15 protein-coding genes and 1 pseudogene are annotated in these 21,623 nt (G+C 65.9%); 11 read left to right on the forward strand and 5 right to left on the reverse strand.

Annotation, left to right across the window (positions count from 1 at the left end; translation table 11 throughout):
* Positions 1 to 60: 60 nt before the first annotated feature.
* The 3 genes from ON04_RS09740 to ON04_RS09750 are packed head-to-tail and all read left to right on the forward strand — an operon-like array spanning position 61 to position 2,207.
* Positions 61 to 1,074, forward strand: coding sequence for an HpcH/HpaI aldolase/citrate lyase family protein (locus tag ON04_RS09740; RefSeq protein WP_010541426.1), 1,014 nt, complete (start codon positions 61 to 63; stop codon positions 1,072 to 1,074).
* A 21-nt stretch (positions 1,075 to 1,095) separates the two neighbouring features.
* Positions 1,096 to 1,602: a YflT domain-containing protein gene (locus tag ON04_RS09745; RefSeq protein ID WP_029458165.1), complete on the forward strand. Its 507-nt coding sequence runs from the start codon at positions 1,096 to 1,098 to the stop codon at positions 1,600 to 1,602.
* Positions 1,602 to 2,207, forward strand: coding sequence for a suppressor of fused domain protein (locus tag ON04_RS09750; protein WP_010541428.1), 606 nt, complete (start codon positions 1,602 to 1,604; stop codon positions 2,205 to 2,207). Before ON04_RS09745 ends, ON04_RS09750 begins: the two co-directional genes overlap by 1 nt.
* Positions 2,208 to 2,293: 86 nt before the next feature.
* On the opposite strand, the pseudogene ON04_RS15760 reads toward ON04_RS09750, so the two are convergent.
* Positions 2,294 to 3,271: pseudogene (locus ON04_RS15760) on the reverse strand (magnesium and cobalt transport protein CorA); the annotation flags it as partial.
* 166 nt (positions 3,272 to 3,437) lie between these two features.
* Here ON04_RS15760 and ON04_RS09760 point away from each other — a divergent pair.
* Entirely contained in the window at positions 3,438 to 4,352 is a 915-nt protein-coding gene (locus ON04_RS09760) for a glycine betaine ABC transporter substrate-binding protein (protein WP_238529293.1), read from the forward strand.
* A 72-nt stretch (positions 4,353 to 4,424) separates the two neighbouring features.
* On the opposite strand, the gene ON04_RS09765 is transcribed toward ON04_RS09760, so the two are convergent.
* The 3 genes from ON04_RS09765 to ON04_RS09775 all read right to left on the reverse strand — a co-directional run bounded on the left by ON04_RS09765 (position 4,425) and on the right by ON04_RS09775 (position 10,425).
* Entirely contained in the window at positions 4,425 to 8,195 is a 3,771-nt protein-coding gene (locus ON04_RS09765) for a multifunctional oxoglutarate decarboxylase/oxoglutarate dehydrogenase thiamine pyrophosphate-binding subunit/dihydrolipoyllysine-residue succinyltransferase subunit (protein ID WP_010541431.1), read from the reverse strand.
* A gap of 132 nt (positions 8,196 to 8,327) precedes the next feature.
* Entirely contained in the window at positions 8,328 to 9,008 is a 681-nt protein-coding gene (locus ON04_RS09770) for a hypothetical protein (RefSeq protein ID WP_010541432.1), read from the reverse strand.
* An 82-nt stretch (positions 9,009 to 9,090) separates the two neighbouring features.
* A complete protein-coding gene (locus ON04_RS09775; RefSeq protein ID WP_010541433.1) occupies positions 9,091 to 10,425 on the reverse strand; it encodes a D-arabinono-1,4-lactone oxidase in 1,335 nt (444 codons plus the stop codon).
* Between the two features lie 143 nt (positions 10,426 to 10,568).
* Between ON04_RS09775 and ON04_RS09780 the strand changes: the two genes are divergently transcribed.
* Genes ON04_RS09780 through ON04_RS09800 form a run of 5 tightly spaced genes read left to right on the forward strand, consistent with a single transcriptional unit; the run spans position 10,569 to position 17,011 of the window.
* Positions 10,569 to 11,207 (forward strand): TetR/AcrR family transcriptional regulator, encoded by a 639-nt coding sequence (locus ON04_RS09780; RefSeq protein WP_010541434.1) that lies wholly within the window; start codon positions 10,569 to 10,571, stop codon positions 11,205 to 11,207.
* On the forward strand, positions 11,200 to 12,396 hold the full coding sequence (locus ON04_RS09785; RefSeq protein ID WP_010541435.1) for an alanine racemase: 1,197 nt from the start codon (positions 11,200 to 11,202) through the stop codon (positions 12,394 to 12,396). Before ON04_RS09780 ends, ON04_RS09785 begins: the two co-directional genes overlap by 8 nt.
* Positions 12,393 to 13,727 (forward strand): M20/M25/M40 family metallo-hydrolase, encoded by a 1,335-nt coding sequence (locus ON04_RS09790; protein ID WP_010541436.1) that lies wholly within the window; start codon positions 12,393 to 12,395, stop codon positions 13,725 to 13,727. The genes ON04_RS09785 and ON04_RS09790 overlap by 4 nt, the downstream gene beginning before the upstream one ends.
* Positions 13,724 to 14,962, forward strand: a complete 1,239-nt coding sequence (locus ON04_RS09795) for an MFS transporter (protein ID WP_010541437.1) — start codon at positions 13,724 to 13,726, stop codon at positions 14,960 to 14,962. Before ON04_RS09790 ends, ON04_RS09795 begins: the two co-directional genes overlap by 4 nt.
* Before the next feature lie 54 nt (positions 14,963 to 15,016).
* Positions 15,017 to 17,011: a DEAD/DEAH box helicase gene (locus ON04_RS09800; RefSeq protein WP_010541438.1), complete on the forward strand. Its 1,995-nt coding sequence runs from the start codon at positions 15,017 to 15,019 to the stop codon at positions 17,009 to 17,011.
* Positions 17,012 to 17,013: 2 nt separating this feature from the next.
* Here ON04_RS09800 and ON04_RS17095 read toward each other — a convergent pair whose 3' ends face one another.
* Entirely contained in the window at positions 17,014 to 17,415 is a 402-nt protein-coding gene (locus ON04_RS17095; protein WP_010541439.1) for an HNH endonuclease family protein, read from the reverse strand.
* A 488-nt stretch (positions 17,416 to 17,903) separates the two neighbouring features.
* Here ON04_RS17095 and ON04_RS09810 point away from each other — a divergent pair, with 488 nt between their 5' ends.
* Both ON04_RS09810 and ON04_RS09815 read left to right on the forward strand, forming a co-directional pair.
* Positions 17,904 to 20,834 (forward strand): DEAD/DEAH box helicase, encoded by a 2,931-nt coding sequence (locus ON04_RS09810; RefSeq protein WP_010541440.1) that lies wholly within the window; start codon positions 17,904 to 17,906, stop codon positions 20,832 to 20,834.
* Positions 20,831 to 21,589, forward strand: coding sequence for a hypothetical protein (locus ON04_RS09815; RefSeq protein WP_010541441.1), 759 nt, complete (start codon positions 20,831 to 20,833; stop codon positions 21,587 to 21,589). Before ON04_RS09810 ends, ON04_RS09815 begins: the two co-directional genes overlap by 4 nt.
* Positions 21,590 to 21,623 lie beyond the last annotated feature (34 nt).

Genomic DNA, 21,623 nt, shown 5'->3' on the forward strand with positions numbered 1-21,623 from the left:
GCTAGTCATCGACGGGCGGTACCCGCCCGCCGTACCGGACGTAAGGGAGTGCCACCACAGATGAACCCCGCCCCCAGTGCGACGCCAGCGCCCTCCTCAGACGCCGCAGCCACCATCGCCGAACTCCGTGCGCGACCGCGTCGGACGGTGCTCGCGGTTCCTGGAAGCAGTGTCAAGATGATCGGCAAGGCGCGAGGACTGCCGGTGGACGAGGTGTTTCTTGATCTGGAGGACGCCGTGGCTGGTCCGGCCAAGGAGGAGGCGCGTGCCAACGTCGTCGAGGCGTTGAACACCGGGGGATTCTCCGCACCGACGGTGGTGGTGCGTGTCAATGCGTGGGACACGGAACACACGGTTCGCGACGTCACGGAGGTGGTGGGCCGCGCCGGCTCGAAGCTGCACGCTCTCCTGCTGCCCAAGGTGCGCACGGCCGGGGAGGTGACCGCACTGGACCTGGTTCTCACGCAGGTCGAAAAGGCCGCGGGGCTGCCTGTGGGGTACATCGGAATCGAACCGCAGATCGAGGACGCGCTCGGGCTGACCAACATCAACGAGATCGCCGTCGCGAGCGCCCGGGTTCTGACACTGGTGTTCGGGCCCGCCGATTTCATGGCAGCGATCGGGATGCGCACGTTGACGGTGGGGGAGCAGCCCGAGGGGTACACGCCCGGCGACGCCTACCACCACGTCTTCATGTCGATCCTCGTGGCCGCACGGGCACACGGACTCCAGGCGATCGACGGCCCCTTTCTCAAGGTGCGCGATGAGGACGGGTTCCGCAGGGCTGCCGCGCGGACCGCGGCGTTGGGGTTCGACGGCAAGTGGGTGCTTCATCCGGCCCAGGTGGATGCGGGCAACGAGGTGTTCAGCCCCCGCCAGGACGAGTTCGACAAAGCTGAGGGCATTCTCGCCGCGTACGCGCATTCCACGTCTGTGGAGGGCGGCGCCCGAGGTGCGGTCATGTTCGGGGACGAGATGCTCGATGAGGCCAGTCGTAAGATGGCCCTGGTCGTCTCCGCGCGCGGCCGCGCGGCAGGCATGACGGTCTCGGACCAGACCACCAGCACCGGGTAAGACCCGAGAAGGACGTGCCCTATGAGTTCTCCAGTGAATCCCTCGGCCACACGTGCACGATCCGGCAAGACGCCGGGCCTGCCGACCCCGCCCACTGGCTGGGTGGTCGGGTCGTACACCGACTACGCGCATGCGCAGGCCGCCGTAGACCACCTGGCCGACGAGGAGTTCCCGGTCCATGAGGTGACGATCGTCGGCGTGGATCTGATGCAGGTCGAGCGAGTGACTGGCCGACTGACGTGGCCCAAGGTCCTGTTAGGTGGGCTGGCCACGGGTGCCTGGCTCGGCCTGTTTGTAGGGCTGCTACTGGGGATCTTCACCGAGCCGATGTGGAGTGTCGTGCTCACGGGCCTGATCGGCGGGTCGGTATTCGGTGTCCTCTCCGCTTCGCTTTCCTACGCCGCCACTCGCGGAAAGCGGGACTTCGCGTCCACGTCACAGTTGGTAGCCGGACGCTATGACGTGCTGTGCGAACCGGCGAACGCGGAGCGCGTCCGTGACGAGTTGGCGCGCCTGGGTCTCAAGTAATGCAGATCGGGGACTCCGGCGCTCAGTCGTCGGTCCTGGACGTGGTCCGGGATCATCTCATTGAGCATTTCGGACCGGACCCCCAGGAGGCTTCGGTGACGTTCCTGGGGGCGTCTCCGATCCGAATCCTTCGATTCGCGGACATCGAGTCCGGCATCGTGCGGTACGCCTCGCTCGGCTGTTCCGCGGATCCGATGGGGGATCCCTCCGCGCTGGTGCCTGACCCGACCGCCCCGCGTGCGGAGATCTGCCTCGTGCTGCGTGGCGGAGTGGATGGTCTCGTTCGAGCGCTCGCGGTGTTGGCGGCGGCACCCGCTGTCGAGGGCCTGATTCTTGCGGAGGGTGCACTGATCGACCTCGGCGAGCCCTTGTGGCCCGGGTCGGCGTTCACCGCGGTGGTGCTCCGCGCCCCGGAGATTCCTGATGTGGAGCTGCCGGGGGAGGCGGCACCCGTCCAGGTGTTCCGTGCTGTGCCGGTGACCCACACCGAGGCCGCGTGGGTGCGGATGAAGGGCGCCGCAGAGCTAGAGGAGGCGTGGGCCGAGGCGGGGATCGATGTGACCGATGCCGGCCGGTCCGCGGTGAACCCGGGGATGAATCGGTGATCAGAGCCAGCGGTTCCTGCGGAACAGTAGAAAAGCCCGGTACACATCGCGATCATGACTCCGAGCACCACGTAATATCCGTACTGTGTACCGAGCTCGGGCATGTGCCTGAAGTTCATTCCGTAAATGCCGGCGATCATCGTTGGTACGGCCGCAATAGCAACCCATGCCGAGATTTTGCGCATGTCGGTGTTCTGTTGCACCCCGACGATGGTCATCGCTGCGCCCACGAGCGAAGTGCTTCGCTCGTCCAACGTTGCGACCTCCGCTGCCGCCAGGGCGTGATGGTCTTGAACGTCGCGGAAGTAGTGACGGATCTCAGGGGGGATCAGATCCAGGTGATCAAATGCCAGGCGTCGCAGGGGGAGGGTCAGTGGCCCGATGACGTGTTTAAGCTCGAGTAGTTCACGCTTGAAGACGTAGAGTTGTTCGATGTCGACCGCTGTAGGTGGTGCAAAGAGTGCCGACTCTAATTCGTCGAAGTCTGCTGTCAGTCCGTCGGTGGCCACCAGATAGTTGGCGACCACACGGTCAGCCATGGCGTGCATCACCACCGCCGGCCCTTGGGCGAGCAACTTCGGAGAGAGGTCGAAACCGGTTCGGATGTCGGCCAGTTCGGTTTGGTCACCGTGTCGGACGGTCACGACGAAATCCAGACCCAGGACCACCATCACCTCGCCAGTGGGCACGATGTCACTGACCTGGGTGGCGGATTTGTGATCGATGTACTCTGCTGTCGACATGGTGAGCACAAGGGTGTCAGTGTAAGCCTCCAGCTTGGAACGCTGCTTATTTTGTGCGGCGTCCTCGATGATAAGTGCGTGCAGTCCCAGTTCTTGGGACAGTGTCTCCATGAAGTCGGGATCCGGGGAGATGAGGTCGATCCAGACAAAACCGCGACCGATGCCGCGAACCCGGTGGATCGCTTCGTTGTAGGTCGCGTGATGGCGGTCGCGGACCCCGTCGATGTAGATAGCGCAGTCCACCATCGCTGCGTCGGCTGGCAGGGTCGATGTGCTTGGCACGGCCCGGCAGGATAACGGCTTGGCAGGTCCGGTGGACATCGGACGTCGTGGTGGGATCGCGGACACGCAGCCTCCTTCCTCGTGATGCTTGACACTATCGGTCGAGCGGGACCTCGGGGTGATGACTAGCGAGTGGGGCTGGGAGACTGTCTCAAGAGATTTCCGCGTCAGCCGGCGCGGCCGGTGTGAGAAAGGGTGTGGTCGGGTGCAGCGGACAAGGGAGCGAATCGGTCGGGGCGCGATAGTGCTCGCGGGGGTCGCGACGATGGCATTGTCCGGATGCCAGGCACAGTCGTCGATCGTGCCGGCCGACCGCGACGAGCCGGTGGTCGTTGTGGAGACCGCCTCGTTCGGTGAGGCTGAGATCGTGGGCCAGATCTACGCCAACGCGCTGTCCCGTGCGGGCTGGCGTGTGGAGCCGCGGACCCAGGCGGGTACCCAGCGAGAGGTGGTGGAGTCCGTCACGACGGGTGAATCCACCTTCACGGTCGGGTTCACCGGTGAGCTGCTCCGGACCTTCGATCCCGCATCGACCGCCGTCGAATCCGATGAGGTTTACGCGGCGATGATGGCAGCCCTCCCGGAAGGCGTTACCGCGGCCGACCAGGCGCCGGCGGAAGACGTTCCGGTGTACGTGGTCACCCGTCACACCTCTGAGTCTCAGGGGCTCCGCACGATGTCGGACCTGGCGGGACGGTGCGGGGAGTTCGCGCTGGGCGCCCGACAGGAGGCGCTGGCGGACGCCGAACTATCGGCTGCGATCGGTTCGACGTACTCGTGTGGATTCGGGCGTCGGGTGGCCATGGGGCCCAATCCCCGCGCTGTGTTCGAGGCCCTGCGGTCCGGCCAGATCGGGGTGGGCCTGACGCAGTCGGCCGACCCGATTCTGGCGCCTGATGACATGGTCGTGCTCGACGACGACAAGAACGCCGTCACCGCCCAGAACCTGGTGCCGGTGTTTCGCAAGGGCAGCCTGTCCGAGGACCAGCTCGCCCTGGTCAATCGAGTCAGCGGTGAGCTGACCTCCGAGGACGTGCGTGAACTCCTGCTGGGAGTGGAGTTCGGGACCGCGACCCCGGTGGGACTGGCGAACTTCTGGTTGGACAAGCACGACTACTGACCATTCGCCGCGAACCCGGCACACGCGAAAGAGCCCGTCCGCCGATGGCGGACGGGCTCTCCTCGGTCATGCTTAGGCGAACGCTTCGTCCACCAGCGCCTTCTGTTCGACCGCGTGAACCTTGCTCAGGCCAGTGGAGGTGGCGGCCATGGGGCGTCGCGAGACGCGCTTGAGGCGCGGGAAATCCTCGATGCGCTCGGGCAGCTCGAGCGCGAGGAAGCTCCAGGCGCCCTGGTTGGCCGGCTCCTCTTGCACCCACCGGACCTCGGAGAGATTCGGGTAGTGGTCAAGAGCCTCACGCATACGGCGGTGCGGGACCGGATGCAGCTGCTCGAGTCGAACGATCGCGATATCGTCGCGGCCGTCCTTCTCCTGACGGGCGGCGAGCTCGTAGTAGAGCTTGCCCGAGACGAGGAGCATGGTCGTGACCTTGCCCGCGTCCTTGCTGTCGTCGTCAAAGGTCGGGTCGTCGAGCACCGATCGGAACTTGCCGGAGGTGAACTCCTCGAGCGGGCTGACGGCCTTCTTGTTGCGCAGCATCGACTTGGGCGTGAATACGATCTGCGGCCGCTTGATCCCGTCGGTGGCGTGACGGCGCATCAAGTGGAAGTAGTTCGCCGGTGTCGACGGTTGTGAGACGGTCATAGAGCCCTCCGCGCACAACTGGAGGAACCGCTCGATGCGCCCGGAGGTGTGGTCCGGACCCATTCCCTCATGGCCGTGGGGGAGCAGAAGAGTCACCGACGATTTCTGACCCCACTTGGCTTCACCGGAGGAGATGTACTCGTCGATGATGGTCTGGGCACCGTTGACGAAGTCGCCGAACTGCGCCTCCCACATCACCAGAGCCTCGGGGTCACCCACGGAGTATCCATACTCGAAGCCGAGGCCTGCGTATTCGGTGAGCGCCGAGTTCCATACTTCGAACCGGCCCTCGGCGTCATCCAGATGTTGCAGCGGGGAGTAGATGTCAGAGGTGGTCTTGTCGACCACGACCGCGTGCCGCTGTGTGAAGGTACCGCGCTGGGAATCCTGTCCGGCCATGCGAACCGTCCGACCCTCGCGGACGAGGGACCCGATGGCCAAGAGTTCAGCGAAGGCCCAGTCGATATTGCCGTTGTACGCCATCTTCTGGCGTGCCTCGTAGACGGGCTTCACACGCGAGTGGATGTGGAAGTCCTCGGGCAGGTTCCCGAACGCGTCTCCGATCGAGTGGATGACCGACTCGTCCACTGCTGTGACCAGACGCTTGGGCAGCGGCTGGTTGGGCAGGATCGACTCGGAGGCCTTGACAGGGTGCTTCTCGAGTTCGCGCACCTCGTTGAATACCCGCTCGAGCTGCCCCTGGAAGTCGCGGAGGGCGTTCTCCGCCTCCTTCTCGGTGATGTCGCCACGACCGACGAGATCCTCGGTGTAGGACTGGCGGACGCTCTTCTTGCCGTCGATCACCTCGTACATCCGCGGCTGGGTCATCGAGGGGTCGTCAGCCTCGTTGTGACCGCGACGGCGGTAGCACACGAGGTCGATCACCACGTCCTTCTTGAACTGCTGTCGGAAATCCATCGCCAGACGTGCCACCCGGACGCAGGCTTCGGGATCGTCACCGTTGACGTGGAAGATCGGCGCACCGACCATCTTTGCGACGTCCGTGCAGTACTGACTGGAACGGCCGGCCTCGGGGGCGGTGGTGAAGCCGATCTGGTTGTTGACCACGATGTGGATCGTGCCACCGGTGCGGTATCCGTCGATGAGGGAGAGGTTGAGCGTCTCCGCCACCACACCCTGTCCGGCGAACGCGGCATCACCGTGGAGCATGAGCGGGACGATCGGGTACTCCGCCCTCCGCTCCGGATCCTCGATGAGGTCCTGTCGGGCGCGGACGATGCCCTCCAATACCGGGTCCACGGCCTCGAGGTGCGACGGGTTGGCGGTGAGCGAGACCTTGATCTCGTTCTCGCCGAACATCTGGTACTGGATGCCCTCGGCCCCAAGGTGGTACTTCACGTCGCCCGAACCGTGTGCGGCCGAGGGGTCCATGTTGCCCTCGAACTCGGTGAAGATCTGACGGTAGGGCTTGCCGACGATGTTGGCCAGTACGTTGAGACGACCGCGGTGCGGCATACCGATCACCACCTCGTCGAGCGCGAACTCTGCGGCCTCGTCGATTACGGCGTCCATCATCGGGATGACGGATTCAGCTCCCTCGAGGGAGAAGCGCTTCTGACCCACGTACTTGGTCTGCAGGAAGGTCTCGAACGCCTCGGCCGCGTTGACCTTGGAGAGGATGTACTTCTGCTCGGCGACGGTCGGCTTGTCGTCGACTCCCTCGACGCGGTCCTGGATCCACTGACGCTGGTCGTTCTCGAGGATGTGGGTGTACTCGATACCGATCTTGCGGCAGTAGGCGGCGCGGAGCGCGGACAGCACGTCCCGCAGGCGCATCCTGTCCTTGCCGACGAAGCCGCCAACGGAGTACTTGCGGTCGAGGTCCCAGAGAGTGAGTTCGTGGCTGTTGACATCGAGATCCGGATGGAACGTCCGGCGACGCTGGGCATGCATGCCATCCAGCGGATCGATGTCGGCCATGAGGTGACCACGATCGCGGTACGCTGCGATGAGTTCGAGGACGCGGGCATCTTTGTCCACACGAGGATCGGTGATGTCCTGACGCCAACGGACCGGCTCGTAGGGGATACCGAGGACCCCAAAGATCTCGTCGTAGAACTCGTCGGCGATGAGCAGCCTGTGGATTTCTCGCAGGAACTCGCCGGATTCGGCCCCCTGGATGATCCGGTGGTCGTACGTCGACGTGAGGGTGGTGATCTTGCCTATCGCGTTCTTGGCGAGCAGGTCCTCGCTAGCACCCTGGAACTCGGCGGGGTACTCCATGGCGCCGACCCCCAGGATGGCGCCCTGTCCGACGGTTAGACGGGGGACCGAGTGCACCGTGCCGATGCCGCCCGGGTTGGTCAGCGAGACGGTCACGCCAGAGAAGTCGTCCATCGTCAGCTTGCCCTCGCGGGCACGCGCGACGATGTCCTCGTAGGAGTCTAGGAAGCCGCGAAAATCGAGCTTCTCGCAGTTCTTGATGGCGGCCACCACGAGGGTGCGGCCGCTCTTGGTCTTCATGTCGATCGCGAGCCCGAGGTTGATCCCGCTCGGGGTGACGGAGTGCGGCTTGCCGTCAACCTCCTCGTAATGGTTGTTCATGTTGGGGTAGGCCTTGATGGCCTGGACCATGGCGTAACCGATGAGGTGGGTAAACGAGATCTTGCCGCCGTGCGTGCGCTTGAGGTGGTTGTTGATGACGACTCGGTTGTCGATCATCAACTTGGCCGGCACGGCGCGGACCGAGGTCGCGGTAGGCAGGGAGAGCGACGCGTTCATATTCTTGACGATCGCGTTGGCGGCACCGCGCAGAACCTTGCTCTCCTCCTCTGCCGGGGGCGCATATTCGGGGCGTGAGGGGGTTTTGGGCCTGGGTGTGTCGGGTTTGTTGCGTGTCTCGGGAGTGCGGACCGGAGCGGGGACACCCTGGCCACGCGCCTTACGGCGTGGCGTGGCATCCGGGGCGGGCTTGGCTGCCACGTCCTTAGCGGTTGCTTCCGGCGTGACGTCGTCGACTGTCAATTCCGAGGCCTTCTTCCCGCTCTTCTGTGCCGGCCTGTCACCCGGGGAGGCGCCGTTCGTCGACGTTCTCCCGGAGGAAGAGGCGGCCTCCGGGTTCGCGTCGAAGAACTCGTGCCAGGACCGGTCGACCGAGGACGGGTCCTTGGCGAAGCGCTCGTACATCTCGTCTACGAGCCACTGGTTCTGTCCGAACTGTGAGACGTTGTTGCTCACGATGCTGTGATGCCTCTCTTTTGCTGTGGTGGGTTTCACACGTCAATGGATCCAGGCTAGACCTTCTTCGGGTTTCGGGCCTTCCGATCTCACCTGACAGGGGGATGTCCCAGGCGGCCTACTCGCCTTCCATCAGGGTGACCAGGTCCGTGGGGGCGCGCCGAAGGTCGCGTCTGCGGTGTCCACCACCGTCCGACCGAGCTTGCGGTTACCCCATCCGCCGACCGCGGCGCCAAGTCCTGCGGGGGCGAGTTTGCCCATGGCCAGGGATGCGCGCCTGACACCGAATTTGCGAACGAAGCGATGGAGCATCCGCTTGTTGATCTCCTTGAGCCCGGGGAGCCTCCGGGCCTGAAGGGCGAGGGGCCCGGATCCGCCGGAGCCGACCGCATTGGACAAGATGGCCGTACCGGACGCCCCGAGCATGACGGTCATGACGAGGAGTTCTTCGTGCTCACCCTCGTGGACGTCCACGCCATGGACCTCGGCCACCGCCATCGTGTAAAAAGCGGCCAATTCGATGAAAACCAGAGACTCCGCGCCGATGGCGCCGAGCGCCATGAGGGTTCCGACCCCCGGGACGGCGGCGGTGGCACCGACGGTCGCACCAGAGGCCGTGACCAGCGCCAGGAAGTGGGCATCCAGTCGTTTTCGAATCTGTGCGGGGCTCTCGTCGGGATGGCTCCTGCGGAGTTTGCTCACGTACAGCTTCGCTACGCCGGTCTGACTGCGGATCGACCGGCGTAGGACGCCGGTGACCACGCCTGCGATCGGTCCGGAGGTGTCGACTTCGGCGGGGGCGCTGTCTGGCACTGGGCACTCCTCGGGGTCGTGGCGGACATGGTCGCCGCCCGTGTTCGAATACCCACGATACGGAAGTTCGCGGGCGTCCGTCCTAGGGGAGAATCCTCTCGGTGTACTCGTTGCCAAAGGCCCTGCCGGGATCGAGCCGGTCTCGCACGGAAACGAAGTCATCAAAGTGCCGGACCAGAGACGACAGGTCGTCGGCGGTCCGCGTGTGCATTTTTCCCCAGTGGGGTCGACCATCGGCGGCCAGAAGGATCTGCTCGGCGAGCCGGAACAGTTCGGTGTGGTCCATACGGTGGTACTGATGCACGGCGATGTAGCAGACCTCCCGACCGAATGCGGTGGACATCCAGACGTCGTCGGCGGCGGCGAACCGCACCTCCATGGGAAACGGGGTCACCACGCCGGAGCGATCTATCGCGTCCCGGATATCGGCCAGGACCCCGGAGGCGGCGGCGATCGGGACCGCGTACTCCATCTCGCGAAAGCGCACGCGACGCGGCGAGGCGAACACCTTGTAACTGCGGTCGGTGTAGGTCCGTCCGGACAGCGCCTTGGAGGAGAAGCGGTTCAAGCCGGGGGTCAGGGCGGGCCTGCGGGTGGCGGCCCGGCACAGCGCATCGAACGCCTCGTTGGAGAGGAACTCATCGTTGAGGAGGCCCCGGACCCGGCCCACGGGGTGGAGATCGGCGTCCCCGGGAAGGCGGGTGTTGCGTTTGATGTTGATCGCGTCCGTGTGGGGGAACCAGTAAAACTCAGCATGGTCCGCTGAGCGGGCGAAGCCCTCGATGTCGGCCAAGACCGCGGACAGGGACCACGGTTGTTCCTCGGCTCGGAGGGCGAACGCGGGGACGCAACGGATGGTCATCTTGGTGATGATCCCCAGCGCGCCGACCCCCAGGCGTGCGGCTTCGAAGACCTCGGGGTGGGAGTCGCGGGAGCAAGAGAGCACCGTGCCGTCCGCGGTGACGAGCTGAAGTCCCACGACAGTAGCCGGTAAGCCGGGAGCCTGGTGCCCGGTGCCATGTGTGCCGGTCGAGACGGCACCGGCCAGCGACTGCTCGTCGAAATCTCCGAGGTTGGGCTGGGCTAGTCCGAGATCCCATAGCAGGGGCCCGAGGCGGTGCAACCGCGTACCGGCCCAGACGGTCACGTCTGCCCCGCAGACCCGCCCGTGGGTGTCTCGCGTCGGAACGATCGACTCGATGCCTGTGAGGTCGTCCAGCGAAACCATGACGCCGTCGGTCGCGGCTGCGGGGGTGAACGAGTGGCCGGCGCCGACGCATTTGATCTTGCGACCGCGGTCGACCGCGGTCGTGACGATGTCCGCCACTTCGGCGACTGTCGTCGGGGCGCAACGTTCGGTCGGTGTCGCCAGCACGTTGGCTGCCCAGTTCTGCCAGGAGGGCTGCGGGGTCGTCATGGAGGTTGACATTACCCGCGGGGGGCGGTGCGTGAGGGGTCCTGGACGATCGACCTGACACATTTCGACCGGCGCCCCATCTTCCCCGAAGACGTGCGACGTGAACGCTGTAAACCGGGGCCTCGGCGTCGTACGATGGACCAGTGACCAGACGACTTCCTGCCGACCAGCGCCGCGCCCAGTTGCTCCGGGCGGCTCTGGAGATCGCCGAACATGACGGATTGGGCGCCGTCACCGTGCGCGGGGTGGCCGAGCGGGCGGGCGTATCACTCGGCGTCGTCCATTACTGCTACACGGGTAAGGAAGAACTTCTCCGAGAGCTGATCGGCGCGGTGAACTCGGAGGTCCACCAGGCCGCCACGGCGTTCGTGAGCGTGGACTTCGACTCCGGAATCCGGGGCAAGGATGGCCTGCGACGTCGGTTGTACGAGGCCATCGACCTCATCTGGGCCGTCATCTCCGCGTCCCCGGACAGACAGTTGCTGACCTACGAGATCGTGTCGTACTCGTTGCGTACTCACGGTCTGCCGGAGGTGGGACTCGCCCGCGACCAGCAGGAGTCCAACGAGGCGATCGTGCGATCGGTACTAGAACGCACGGCGGAGTCCGCCGATGTGTACTGGAACATGGGGCTCGACGACATGGTCCGGGTGGTGCTGTCGGTGATCACAGGGATCGGGCTGAGGTGGCAGATCTACCGCGACGACGACGAGGCCAACATCCTCTTGCACCGTGCCGTCGACCTGGTGGTCGGAGACGCACGCCCGAAGAACAATGTCTGAGCGCGCAAGTGGGTCGACGCCCACCGTGGTGGACGCGCTGGATGCCGCCACCGCGGGAATCGACGCGCCGCTGGCAGCGCTTCACTTACCGAGTTTGAGAGCCAATCTCAACGACCTCCGGCGTCGTGCGTCCGGAACCAGGATTCGCATCGCGAGCAAGTCGGTGCGTTCACGGTTGGTGCTGGCCGAAGCGTTGGGATCAGATCTGCGTGGGGACGACGCGGTGCGCGGGATCATGGCATTTTCGCTGTCTGAGGCGTTGTGGCTCGTGGGCTCCGGGTGTAACGACGTCCTGATGGGATACCCGACGGTGGATCGCGCGGCCCTGGGAAAATTCGCCGCGGACCGCATGGCCCAGGACGCGGTGACGTTGATGGTGGACGACATTCGGCAGCTGGAGATCGCCCTCGACGCGGGAGTCAGCGGTGCACGTGTCTGCGTGGATGTGGATGCCTCACTGAAATTCGGTCCGGTTCATCTGGGGGTGCGGAGGTCGCCTCTCCGGAACGCAGACGATGTGGCGCCGCTCGTCCACCGGGCCACGGAACTCAGGTTCCGGGTGGTCGGTGCGATGTTCTACGAGGCCCAGGTCGCCGGTGTGCCGGACGATGTTCGCGGCATCGGACTGGTCAAGCGACTCTCGATGCGTCGGCTCCTAGGGGTGCGCGAGGCGGTCGCGGCGACCATCGAGGAAATTACTGGACGGCGCCCGGAGATAATCAACTCGGGCGGGTCGGGATCGATCGCCGAGAGCGCTGCGGACCCGGTGGTCACCGAGGTCACCGCCGGCTCGGGCCTCTACGTTCCCGGCTTGTTCGACAACTATCGCTCGTTCACGCCCAGGCCGTCGTTGTTCTTCGCGCTGCCGGCGGTCCGGACCCCTGCCCGCGGGCTCACCACACTCCTCTACGGCGGTTACGTGGCCTCCGGCGTGCCGGGGCCCGATCGCCTGCCCGTGCCCGCGCGACCAGCCGGGTTGCGATATCTGGGACGAGAGGGCGCGGGCGAGGTCCAGACTCCCGTGCGCGGCCAGGTCGCTATAGGGGACCGGGCGTGGTGGCGGCACGCCAAGGCCGGGGAGCTGTGCGAGCGGTTCGACACAATCCACGTGGTGGACGAGACTCCAGATGGGCCCGCGATCGTCGATCGATGGCCCACCTACCGCGGTGAAGGGAAGTGTTTTGGATGACCGACGCCCAGACGATGTCCGATCAGGCGCGCGAGAAGCTGCATGCGGAAGCCGTCTCGATCACGGCTGACCTGGTATCCATCGACTCGACCAACACCGGGGACCCCGCCACGATCGGCGATGGCGAGACCCGGGTGTGCCGAAGGATCGCCGAGTATCTGGATGACGTCGGCATCCCCAGCGAGCTCGTCGAGTCCGTGCCCGGACGCGGCAGTCTCTTCGCGCGAGTCGAAGGCTCGGACCCGGACGCCGGTGGTCTCATCGTGCACGGGCACGTCGACGTGGTTCCGGCGATGGCGGAGGACTGGACAGTCCCGCCGTTTGCGGGGGAGATCCGCGACGGCTGGCTCTACGGGCGTGGAACCGTGGATATGAAAAATATGATCGGGATGATGCTGGCGGTGGTCCGTCATTTCCGACGCGAGGGAATCGTCCCCCGCAGGCCGTTGCTGCTCGCGTTCTTCGCCGACGAAGAGGCCGCCGGAATCATGGGCGCTAAGTGGGTCGTCCGCGAGCGCCCCGAACTTTTTGCCGGGATGACCCATGCGCTCAGTGAGGTCGGCGGCTGGTCGGTGCCTGTGGCGGGTCGTCGTCTCTATCCCATCGCCGTCGCGGAGAAGGGCGTCGCGTGGGCAAGCGTGACAGCTCACGGCACTGCCGCGCATGCGTCGCGACCCACCGTCGACAACGCGGTCGCCGCGATCGCTGGAGCGGTCCACCGAGTGGCCTCGATCAACTTCCCGGTGGCGCCGACCGAGGCCAACACTTCGCTCGCAGCTGCGGTCGGACAGATTACGGGTGGGGGAGGCGACGTCGCCGATCTGCCCGCGAATCTGGACGTTCTGGGTCATTTCGGCCCCCTCGTGGAGGCGTCGCTCTCGCACACGGCTTCCCCGACCATGCTGGCCGCCGGATACAAGACCAACGTGATCCCCACCGAGGCGCACGCGGAAATCGACTGCCGTGTCCTGCCCGGCGGTGAGGACACTTTTCGGGCGGAGATCGAGGCCGAGCTCGGTCCAGATGTCTCGGTTGACTGGATCTGGGAGCCGCCCATCGCCGCCCCCGCCGATGACCCGCTTGTCGACGTGATCCGCGAGACAGTGATCGGCTCTGATCCCGACGCGCTGGTGGTGCCGTACCTGTTGCCGGCGAGTACGGACAACAAGCACCTGGCCAGGCTGGGAATCGAAGGCTACGGTTTCGTCCCGCTCCGTGTACCCGACGACTTCGATGTCTTCGGGCATTTCCATGCGGTGGACGAGCGCGTCCCGGTGGACGCACTCCACTTCGGGGCGGACGTCTTGTCCCGCGTGCTCCGATCGGCGTGACAGGACCCAGCACCGGCGGTCAGCGTTCCGCCCCGCGTACCCGGCTGCCCGCTGACGTCTGGGTTCTCGTTGCCGCGGCGTTCGCGGTGGCGATCGGCTACGGCCTCGTGGCTCCGGTTCTCCCTCAGTTCGCCCGCGGTTTCGACGTCTCCGTCACCGCCGCTTCGGTGGTGGTGAGCGCGTTCGCGTTCTTCCGGCTCGTGTTTGCACCCACCGGCGGGTTCCTCGTGGACCGGCTGGGCGAGCGCAAGGTGTACATGACCGGGCTGCTCATCGTCGCGGTCTCCACCCTCGCCACAGGTCTCGCGCAGTCGTACTGGCAACTCCTGGTGTTCCGCGGCCTGGGAGGGCTCGGTTCCACGATGTTCACTATCTCGGCGATGGCATTACTCACCCGGCTTTCACCGCCGGGTGCACGGGGGCGGATCATGGGCCTCTACGCCACCGCGTTCCTGATCGGAAACATCGGCGGACCCGTGCTTGGCGGATTGCTTGCCGAGTTCGGGATGCGCGTCCCGTTCTTCGTGTACTCGGGTTCGCTGCTGGTCGCCACGGCTGTCGTCGCGGTGTTCCTACGCGGGGGACGGCGCCGATTAGCCGACGATGAGACGCCGGAGCAGGAACCACTCCCGGTCAAAGAGGCACTGCGGGATGCCCGGTATCGCGCTGCGCTGGTGTCGAGTTTCGTCAACGGTTGGGCGTCGTTCGGCGTTCGGGTAGCGATCGTGCCGCTGTTCGCGGCGGCGAACTTCGACGCCGGGCCCGGCATCGCGGGGACGGCGCTGGCATCGTTCGCGGTGGGAACTGCGTCCGTGATCACGGTAGCGGGTTGGCTGTCGGACCACTACGGCCGACGTCCGCTCGTGATCGGCGGTCTGTTGATCTCGGGCGGATCGACTTTCGTCATGGGATGGTGCGACACGGTGCCGCTGCTCGTGGCCGCCTCTGTCGTCGCCGGGATCGGCGCCGGGATTCTCAATCCGTCCCAACAGGCCTCGGTCGCGGACGTGATCGGCTCGGACCGGGGTGGCGGAAAAGTACTGGCCACATTCCAGATGGCCAGTGACTCCGGAGCCATCCTGGGCCCGGTCGTGGTGGGTCTCGTGGTGGACGCGTTGGGATATCGAACAGGTTTTGCCGTCTCCGGCGCGCTACTTCTGACGGCGGTGGTCCCGTGGTTGTTCGCCCGCGAGACGAGAGAAACCACGGACAGGGCTGTCACAGTGGGGGAGTGACCTGCGTCGTCGTCTCGCTTATCAGGTAGTCAACGTCGTAACATGTATGACCTAATGAACAATAACGACGAGGACCGTACCGCCACCGCCGGCGACGAGGTCAACAGCGACGCCAGCGAACCACAGATCACCCCGACCTCCACCGATGAATCCGTTGACGAGGCCCCGGAACCTACCTTTGCCGACATGGGGTTGGCCCCCGCCGTCGCCCAGGCGGTCAAGGACGTCGGGTATGAGGTCCCCTCAGCCATCCAGGCTGCCACGATCCCGCTGGTCCTCGAGGGTCGTGATGTAGTGGGATTAGCGCAGACGGGAACAGGAAAGACGGCGGCGTTCGCGCTGCCGATTCTCTCGCTGATAGATCCCGCGGTGAAGAGCCCGCAGGCTCTGGTCCTGGCCCCGACACGGGAGCTCGCACTCCAGGTCGCCGAGGCCTGCGTCACCTATTCGGCGAACATGCCCCAGGTGAACGTCCTTCCGATCTACGGTGGGCAGGCCTACGGCATCCAGCTGTCGGGCCTCCGTCGTGGCGCGCAGATCATCGTCGGCACCCCCGGACGTGTCATCGATCACCTCAAGAAGGGCACGCTCGATCTGTCGGGGCTGCGCCATCTGGTCCTCGACGAGGCGGACGAGATGCTCGCGATGGGCTTCCAGGAGGACGTGGAGCGGATCCTGTCCGACACCCCAGAAACCACGCAGGTGGCGCTCTTCTCGGCCACGATGCCCGCCGCGATTCGTCGAATCTCGCAGAAATACCTCACGAATCCCGCCGAGGTCAAGGTTGCGTCCAAGACCTCCACCGCACCGACCATCCAGCAGCGGTACGTCTTGGTGAATCATCGGGACAAGCTGGACGCGCTGACACGGATCTTCGAGGTCGAGGACTTCGAGGCCATGATCATGTTCGTTCGCACCAAGTCGGCCACGGAGGAGCTTGCCGAGCGGCTCCGTGCGCGCGGCTTCTCCGCGGCCCCGATCAACGGCGACATCCCGCAGAACCTGCGCGAGCGGACGATTGAGGCACTGAAGGATGGTCGCACCGACATCCTCGTGGCCACGGACGTTGCCGCACGCGGCCTGGATGTCCCCAGAATCAGCCACGTCGTCAACTACGACATTCCGCATGACACCGAGTCCTACATCCACCGGATCGGCCGGACTGGTCGCGCCGGCCGGAGCGGGCAGGCTCTGCTTTTCGTGACCCCACGTGAGCGTCGGATGCTCTCGCAGATCGAGCGAGCCACCCGTCAGCCGCTCACCGAGATTCAATTGCCGAGCGTGGACGACGTCAACGAGATGCGAATGGCGAAGTTCTCGCACTCGATCACGGAAAGTCTTAACGATCCAAACATCGCGCTCTTCCGCCGTCTCGTGGAGGATTATGCCTCCGAGCATTCGGTGTCGATGGCCGACATCGCGGCCGCAGTGGCTACGCAGTCCCGCAACTCTGACGACTTCCTGATGCGCGAGCCCGAGCGGCCGGCGCGTCGGGAGCGGCAGGACGACCGCCGGGACGACCGTCGAGATCGCCCCGGGCGTGACTTCTCGGACGGGCCGCGTTCGTCGCGTTCCGGAAAAGACATGGCGCAGTATCGGATCGCGGTCGGTAAGCGGAACAACGTCAAGCCCGGCTCCATCATGGGCGCCTTGGCTAACGAGGCTGGCCTGAGTGGCGGCGACATCGGTCGGATCTCCATCCGTTTCGATCACTCGGTGGTCGAGCTGCCGGCTGGCCTGCCGAAGGACCAGTTGGATTCGATGAAGGGGATCAAGGTCGGCGGGACCGAGATCGATATCCGTCCCGATTCCGGCCCTCCGACGGGTCGCCCGTCATCGTTCCGCGATGACCGCGGCGGTAAGCCCCGTGGTGGAGGTGGACACCGTCGCGACGACCGCGGAGAGCGTTCCGGGGACCGTCGTGAGGGTCGACGAGATGACCGCGGCGGAGGGTTCCGCCGAGGCGACGACGACCGTCGCGGCGGCAGCGGGAGCGGGGGCGGGGGCGGTTTTCGCGGCCGGTCCGGCGGCGGCCAGGACCGCTACTGAGATCAGTCGCCGACGGGACATCGACTAACCGCCTTCGCGAGGACTTGATGATCGGCGTTCGTCACGGGTAGTCCGTAGGCGATTGCGGCCGTGAGGTATCGGGCCGCGTAGAAGCAGTGTCGTGCGACATCCGGGGGCATCCAGTCCTCGGGTGTCGCATCGCCTTTTGCAGAGTTGACCGACCCGATCACCGCGAGCAGATTGCGGTCCACGTCATTGGCGAATGCCGCTCTTCTCTCGGGTCGCCATCTCCATGCACCCAGATCCCAGGCCGCAGCCAGGGGATAGATGTGATCAACATGGATACCGCGCACCCCGGTGACACCTGCGTCAACCAATCTCCCGGTGTACGGGTCGACCAGTATCCCTGTGGACACCTCACACCCGGCCGCGGAGCGATCCATCTCACCGATCAGATCTCTGGCCAATACGTCGTGGCGGGTCGAGCACCCGTTTCCCGCCCCGGGGGCACCGGTCGAGTCGCTCCACGCTGGTCCGAAGACGCACGCGGACGTCCCCGAACAGTCCCGCTCGTATCCGGGCATCGCTACCCGGGAGGGAACAATGACGACCCGGCCCAAGAGGGCGGCAACGAGGTTCCGGCTCGGACTCCCGGGTGCCGACGATCTCGTTTGGCCCAGCCACGTCACCGCCCCGATGGCACAGATGGCCACCATCGTCAGCGTGAGAGCGCGTGCCGGGATCGGCGGCACGACCCGTCCCCGCCGGGGTGCGGCGAATCGTGGAAGTCGGTTGCGGGCCACGGCTCGAGTATCGCCGCGAGCTGCGCCGGAAACTTTCGGACCGGCGAACTCGGACGTCGACCTGTGGAGTGCCGGGGTCCTGTGGATAGAGCCGGTGTGAACTTGATGTCGGACGCGCGTGCTTACATGTGTTCGTGACCCAAGCAGCCGAACCGCGCCTGCACGCTGTGTGGCAATCCGGGGTCGTGGGTCTGTGGTGTGAGGCGGGACTGCGGAAGCCCTCGTCGGTGGCGCCAGCGGCCAGTGTCTCCGCAGTGGGCCGGGCTGGTGCACCTGATCAGGTCGTCGACTTCCTGGACGCGTATGCACTCACACACAGGATCAGCGTCCGTGTCCCCGTCGAGGGGCGCGTCCGCCCCGCCACCGTGCCGGGAATACGGATCGCCATCGACGCCGCGGTGGACCTCTGTGGCCTCATCGATCAGGGGCTGGACACGGATCGGGATACGGACGACTACTGGATCGGTCCGGGACTGCGGGCGTTCGCCGCGCTATCCGAAGGGGTCGCTGCATTCGTGCGCGCCGGGCACGTCATCCCGGCACTCGTCCGCGCTGACGGTGGGTGGAGTTCGTCGTGGACACTGGCCGCTTCACCGGCCATCTCGGCGTGGACGGCTGAGAGTCTTCCGCGATGCCACGGACTGGTCGGAAGCCGCGAGGAACTGGACCGCCTGCTGTCGGCGCTCACCGACATACACGCACGCATGGCTCTGGCACCCCTGGCCGGGGACCGTCGCAGTGAGTTGGGGTCGGCGTTGATTACCGGTGGAGACATGGCCTCGGCGGGACACGCGTTGGTTGAGGCCATCGACGAGTTCGGTCGAGCCGCGGCCGCCCGCGACGTGGAAGTCGTGTTCCGAATCGTTGAGCCGTCCGGCGACGACCCCGAAGATGACGGCAGCGGACCGGAGCACTTGACCCCGCCGGGCGGTGATGAGTCGTCGGGCGAGGTGGTCCTGTGGCGTCTGGAGGTCCTCGTGCGGACGGGTGCCGACTCACTGCGCCCGTTCACCGAGCTTCCTGACAAGACGATCGTGGAGGGCCCCGTCCGCGATGTGGTGGACCGGGCGGTGAGGTCGTGGCCGCCTCTCGGGCGCGCTAAGCAGACCTCGCAGGGGCCAGACCTGCTTCTGCCGACCGACCTGGTGGTCGACCTCGTCGACGAGGGTGTGGAGGCCCTGCGGGGTCGTGGCGTCGAGGTGCTGCTGCCCCGGGCGTGGACGAGGGTCCGGACCGCGGTGCGTGTGGTGGTCAAGGAGCCGGGTACGGAGGACGTGGACTCGGGCCGACGTCTGGGCCTGGATCAATTGGCGGACGTGGACTGGGAGATGGTCGTCGACGACACCCCGCTGGATGCCGCGGAAATCCAGATGTTGCTCGACGCAGCCTCGGATCTAGTCAAGCTCCGGGGGCAGTGGGTCCGGGCTGACCCCGGTGCACTCCGCCGGGCCGCGAGGTTTCTCTCGTCTCGCCGAGGGGGCAGGGTCACCGCCCCGGCGTTCGTCGGCGCCTTGATGTCCGAGGAGGGCGAGGGTGTGGAGATCGAGGCGCCCACCACGATGGACTGGGTTCCCTCGTCGTCGTCGACCCCGGTCGATCTCCCGGACTGGTTTCGGGCCTCTTTACGCCCGTATCAAAACGAGGGCCTCCGGTGGCTCACGTCGCTCGCCCGCGCAGGTACCGGAGCGGTTCTCGCCGACGACATGGGGCTGGGCAAGACGATGCAGGTCCTGGCGCTGACGGCCTCGGAGCACGGGGACAGGAGGGGTCCGACGCTAGTCGTAGCACCGCTCACGCTGCTTTCCACCTGGGCGCGGGAGGCCGCGACATTCGCCCCAGAGCTGCACGTGGAGGTCCATCACGGAGCGACCCGTGAGCGGGGTCGGGGCGCTGTCGAGCGGATGGCCCGAGCAGACCTCGTGCTGACTTCGTACGGCACGGCCACCAGGGACGCCGAGTTACTCGGAGACGTCCCTTGGCGTCGTCTGGTCGCAGACGAGGCGCAGACCGTCAAGAATCCCGCGACGGCGGTTTCGCGCGCCATTTCATCGATCCCGGCCGAGCATCGCGTTGCGCTGACCGGAACCCCGGTCGAGAACAGACTGGACGAACTCCGGGCCGTCCTGGACTTCTCCAACCCCGGAATGCTCGGGTCGGCCAGCACGTTCCGTGCACGGTTCGCCGTTCCTATCGAGTCGCATAGGGATGAGGCAGCGGCGTCACGGCTACGAGCCCTGGCAGCACCGTTCGTCCTCCGCCGACTCAAATCAGACCCCCGCGTGGCCGCCGATCTGCCCACAAAGCAGCACATCAGGGTCGATGCACCGTTGACGCGCGAACAAGCGACCCTCTACCAGGCAGTGGTGGAGGACATGATGGAGCAGGTCAAAGAGTCTGAGGGAACGGCCCGCAAGGGTGCGATCCTGTCCGGACTCACAGCGCTGAAGCAGGTGTGCAACCACCCGTCGCACTACCTTGGTGACGGTTCGGCGCTGCTGCGCGGTGGACGGCACCGGTCAGGCAAACTCGCCGCACTGGACGAGGTGCTCGGCGAGATCCTAGATGCCGGTGAGAAGGTGCTCCTGTTCACCCAGTATCGGGCGTTCGGAGACCTCCTGTTGCCGATGCTCGAGCGTCGTGCGGCCACAGCAGTGCCGTTTCTCCACGGAGGCGTTACGGCCGCCGGCCGCGCGGAGATGGTCGAGAGGTTCCAGGCGTCAGACGGGCCCCCGGTGATGCTCGCGTCGCTGCGTGCGGGAGGCACCGGGCTGACGTTGACGGAGGCCAACCACGTCGTTCACCTCGACCGGTGGTGGAACCCGGCGGTGGAGAACCAGGCCACCGACCGTGTCCACCGCATCGGTCAGAAGCGGGTCGTGCAGGTCCGCACCATGGTCGCGCCGGGGACCGTGGAGGACCGCATCGACGAACTCCTCGAAGCTAAGCGGGACCTCGCGGAACTCACACTTGGACCACTCGCGGGTGCGCTGACCGATCTCGACGACGAGGGCCTCCGCGCGTTGGTGGCTCTCACCGAGGAGGGGCGGAACGACGAATGAGCGGTGGTAACGGAATTCCGGCCAAGGCCCGAGCCGGCCAGTTCGGTACTCACATGTGGAGCAGACGCTGGGCTTCCGACATCGAGGCCGGTGTCTCCCGCGGTGAGATCCACCTCGCCCGGCAGGACGCGCGGAAAGGCAAGGTCCTCTCGCTGGATCACGCAGGTCGCAGCGTCCTTCTGGACGTGCGCGGCAGCAGGCCCGAGCCGTTCACGGTGGAGTTCCGGTTCGAACCGCTCGATGAGACGGATTCGGACGCCTTGCGCTCGGCTCTGCGGGCCGAGGAGGGGGGCGTGCTCGGAGCACTATCGGGGAGGTTCTCCGACACGGTCGGTTTCCTGCTCATTCCGGCGGTCAACGGCGCCACGTCCTTCTCCTGTCGCTGCCCGGTTCAGCCCGGGCCATGCCGTCACGTCCTGGCGGCCGCGTACATCATGGTCGAGTGGTGGGATTCTGCGCCTGAGGTGATGTTCGCGCTGCGCGGCCTACGTCCCGACAGCCTCGGCGCGGTGCTCCGTGGAGCGGGCGAGGATGGTAGCGAGATCTCCTTCGACGCCGAGGAAGCACTGTGGGGAGTCAGTCCCGTCCTACCTCAGATCCCAACACCAGACCCCGCAGGACTCGAGGACCTCCTAGACGCGCCGGTCACCAGGAGACTGGCCGCCGCGGCTACGCGGGATCCGCTGGAGCAGTTGCGGGTGGTGGCCGACCTGGAGGATTTTCTCGAGGCCTTCACCCGGTACCGGCCACGGTGAACAAGACACCCGTGGCCCTGTTGTCGGACCTGCG

Source organism: Dietzia alimentaria 72 (assembly GCF_000226215.1).
GTDB classification, from domain to species: Bacteria; Actinomycetota; Actinomycetes; order Mycobacteriales; family Mycobacteriaceae; genus Dietzia; species Dietzia alimentaria.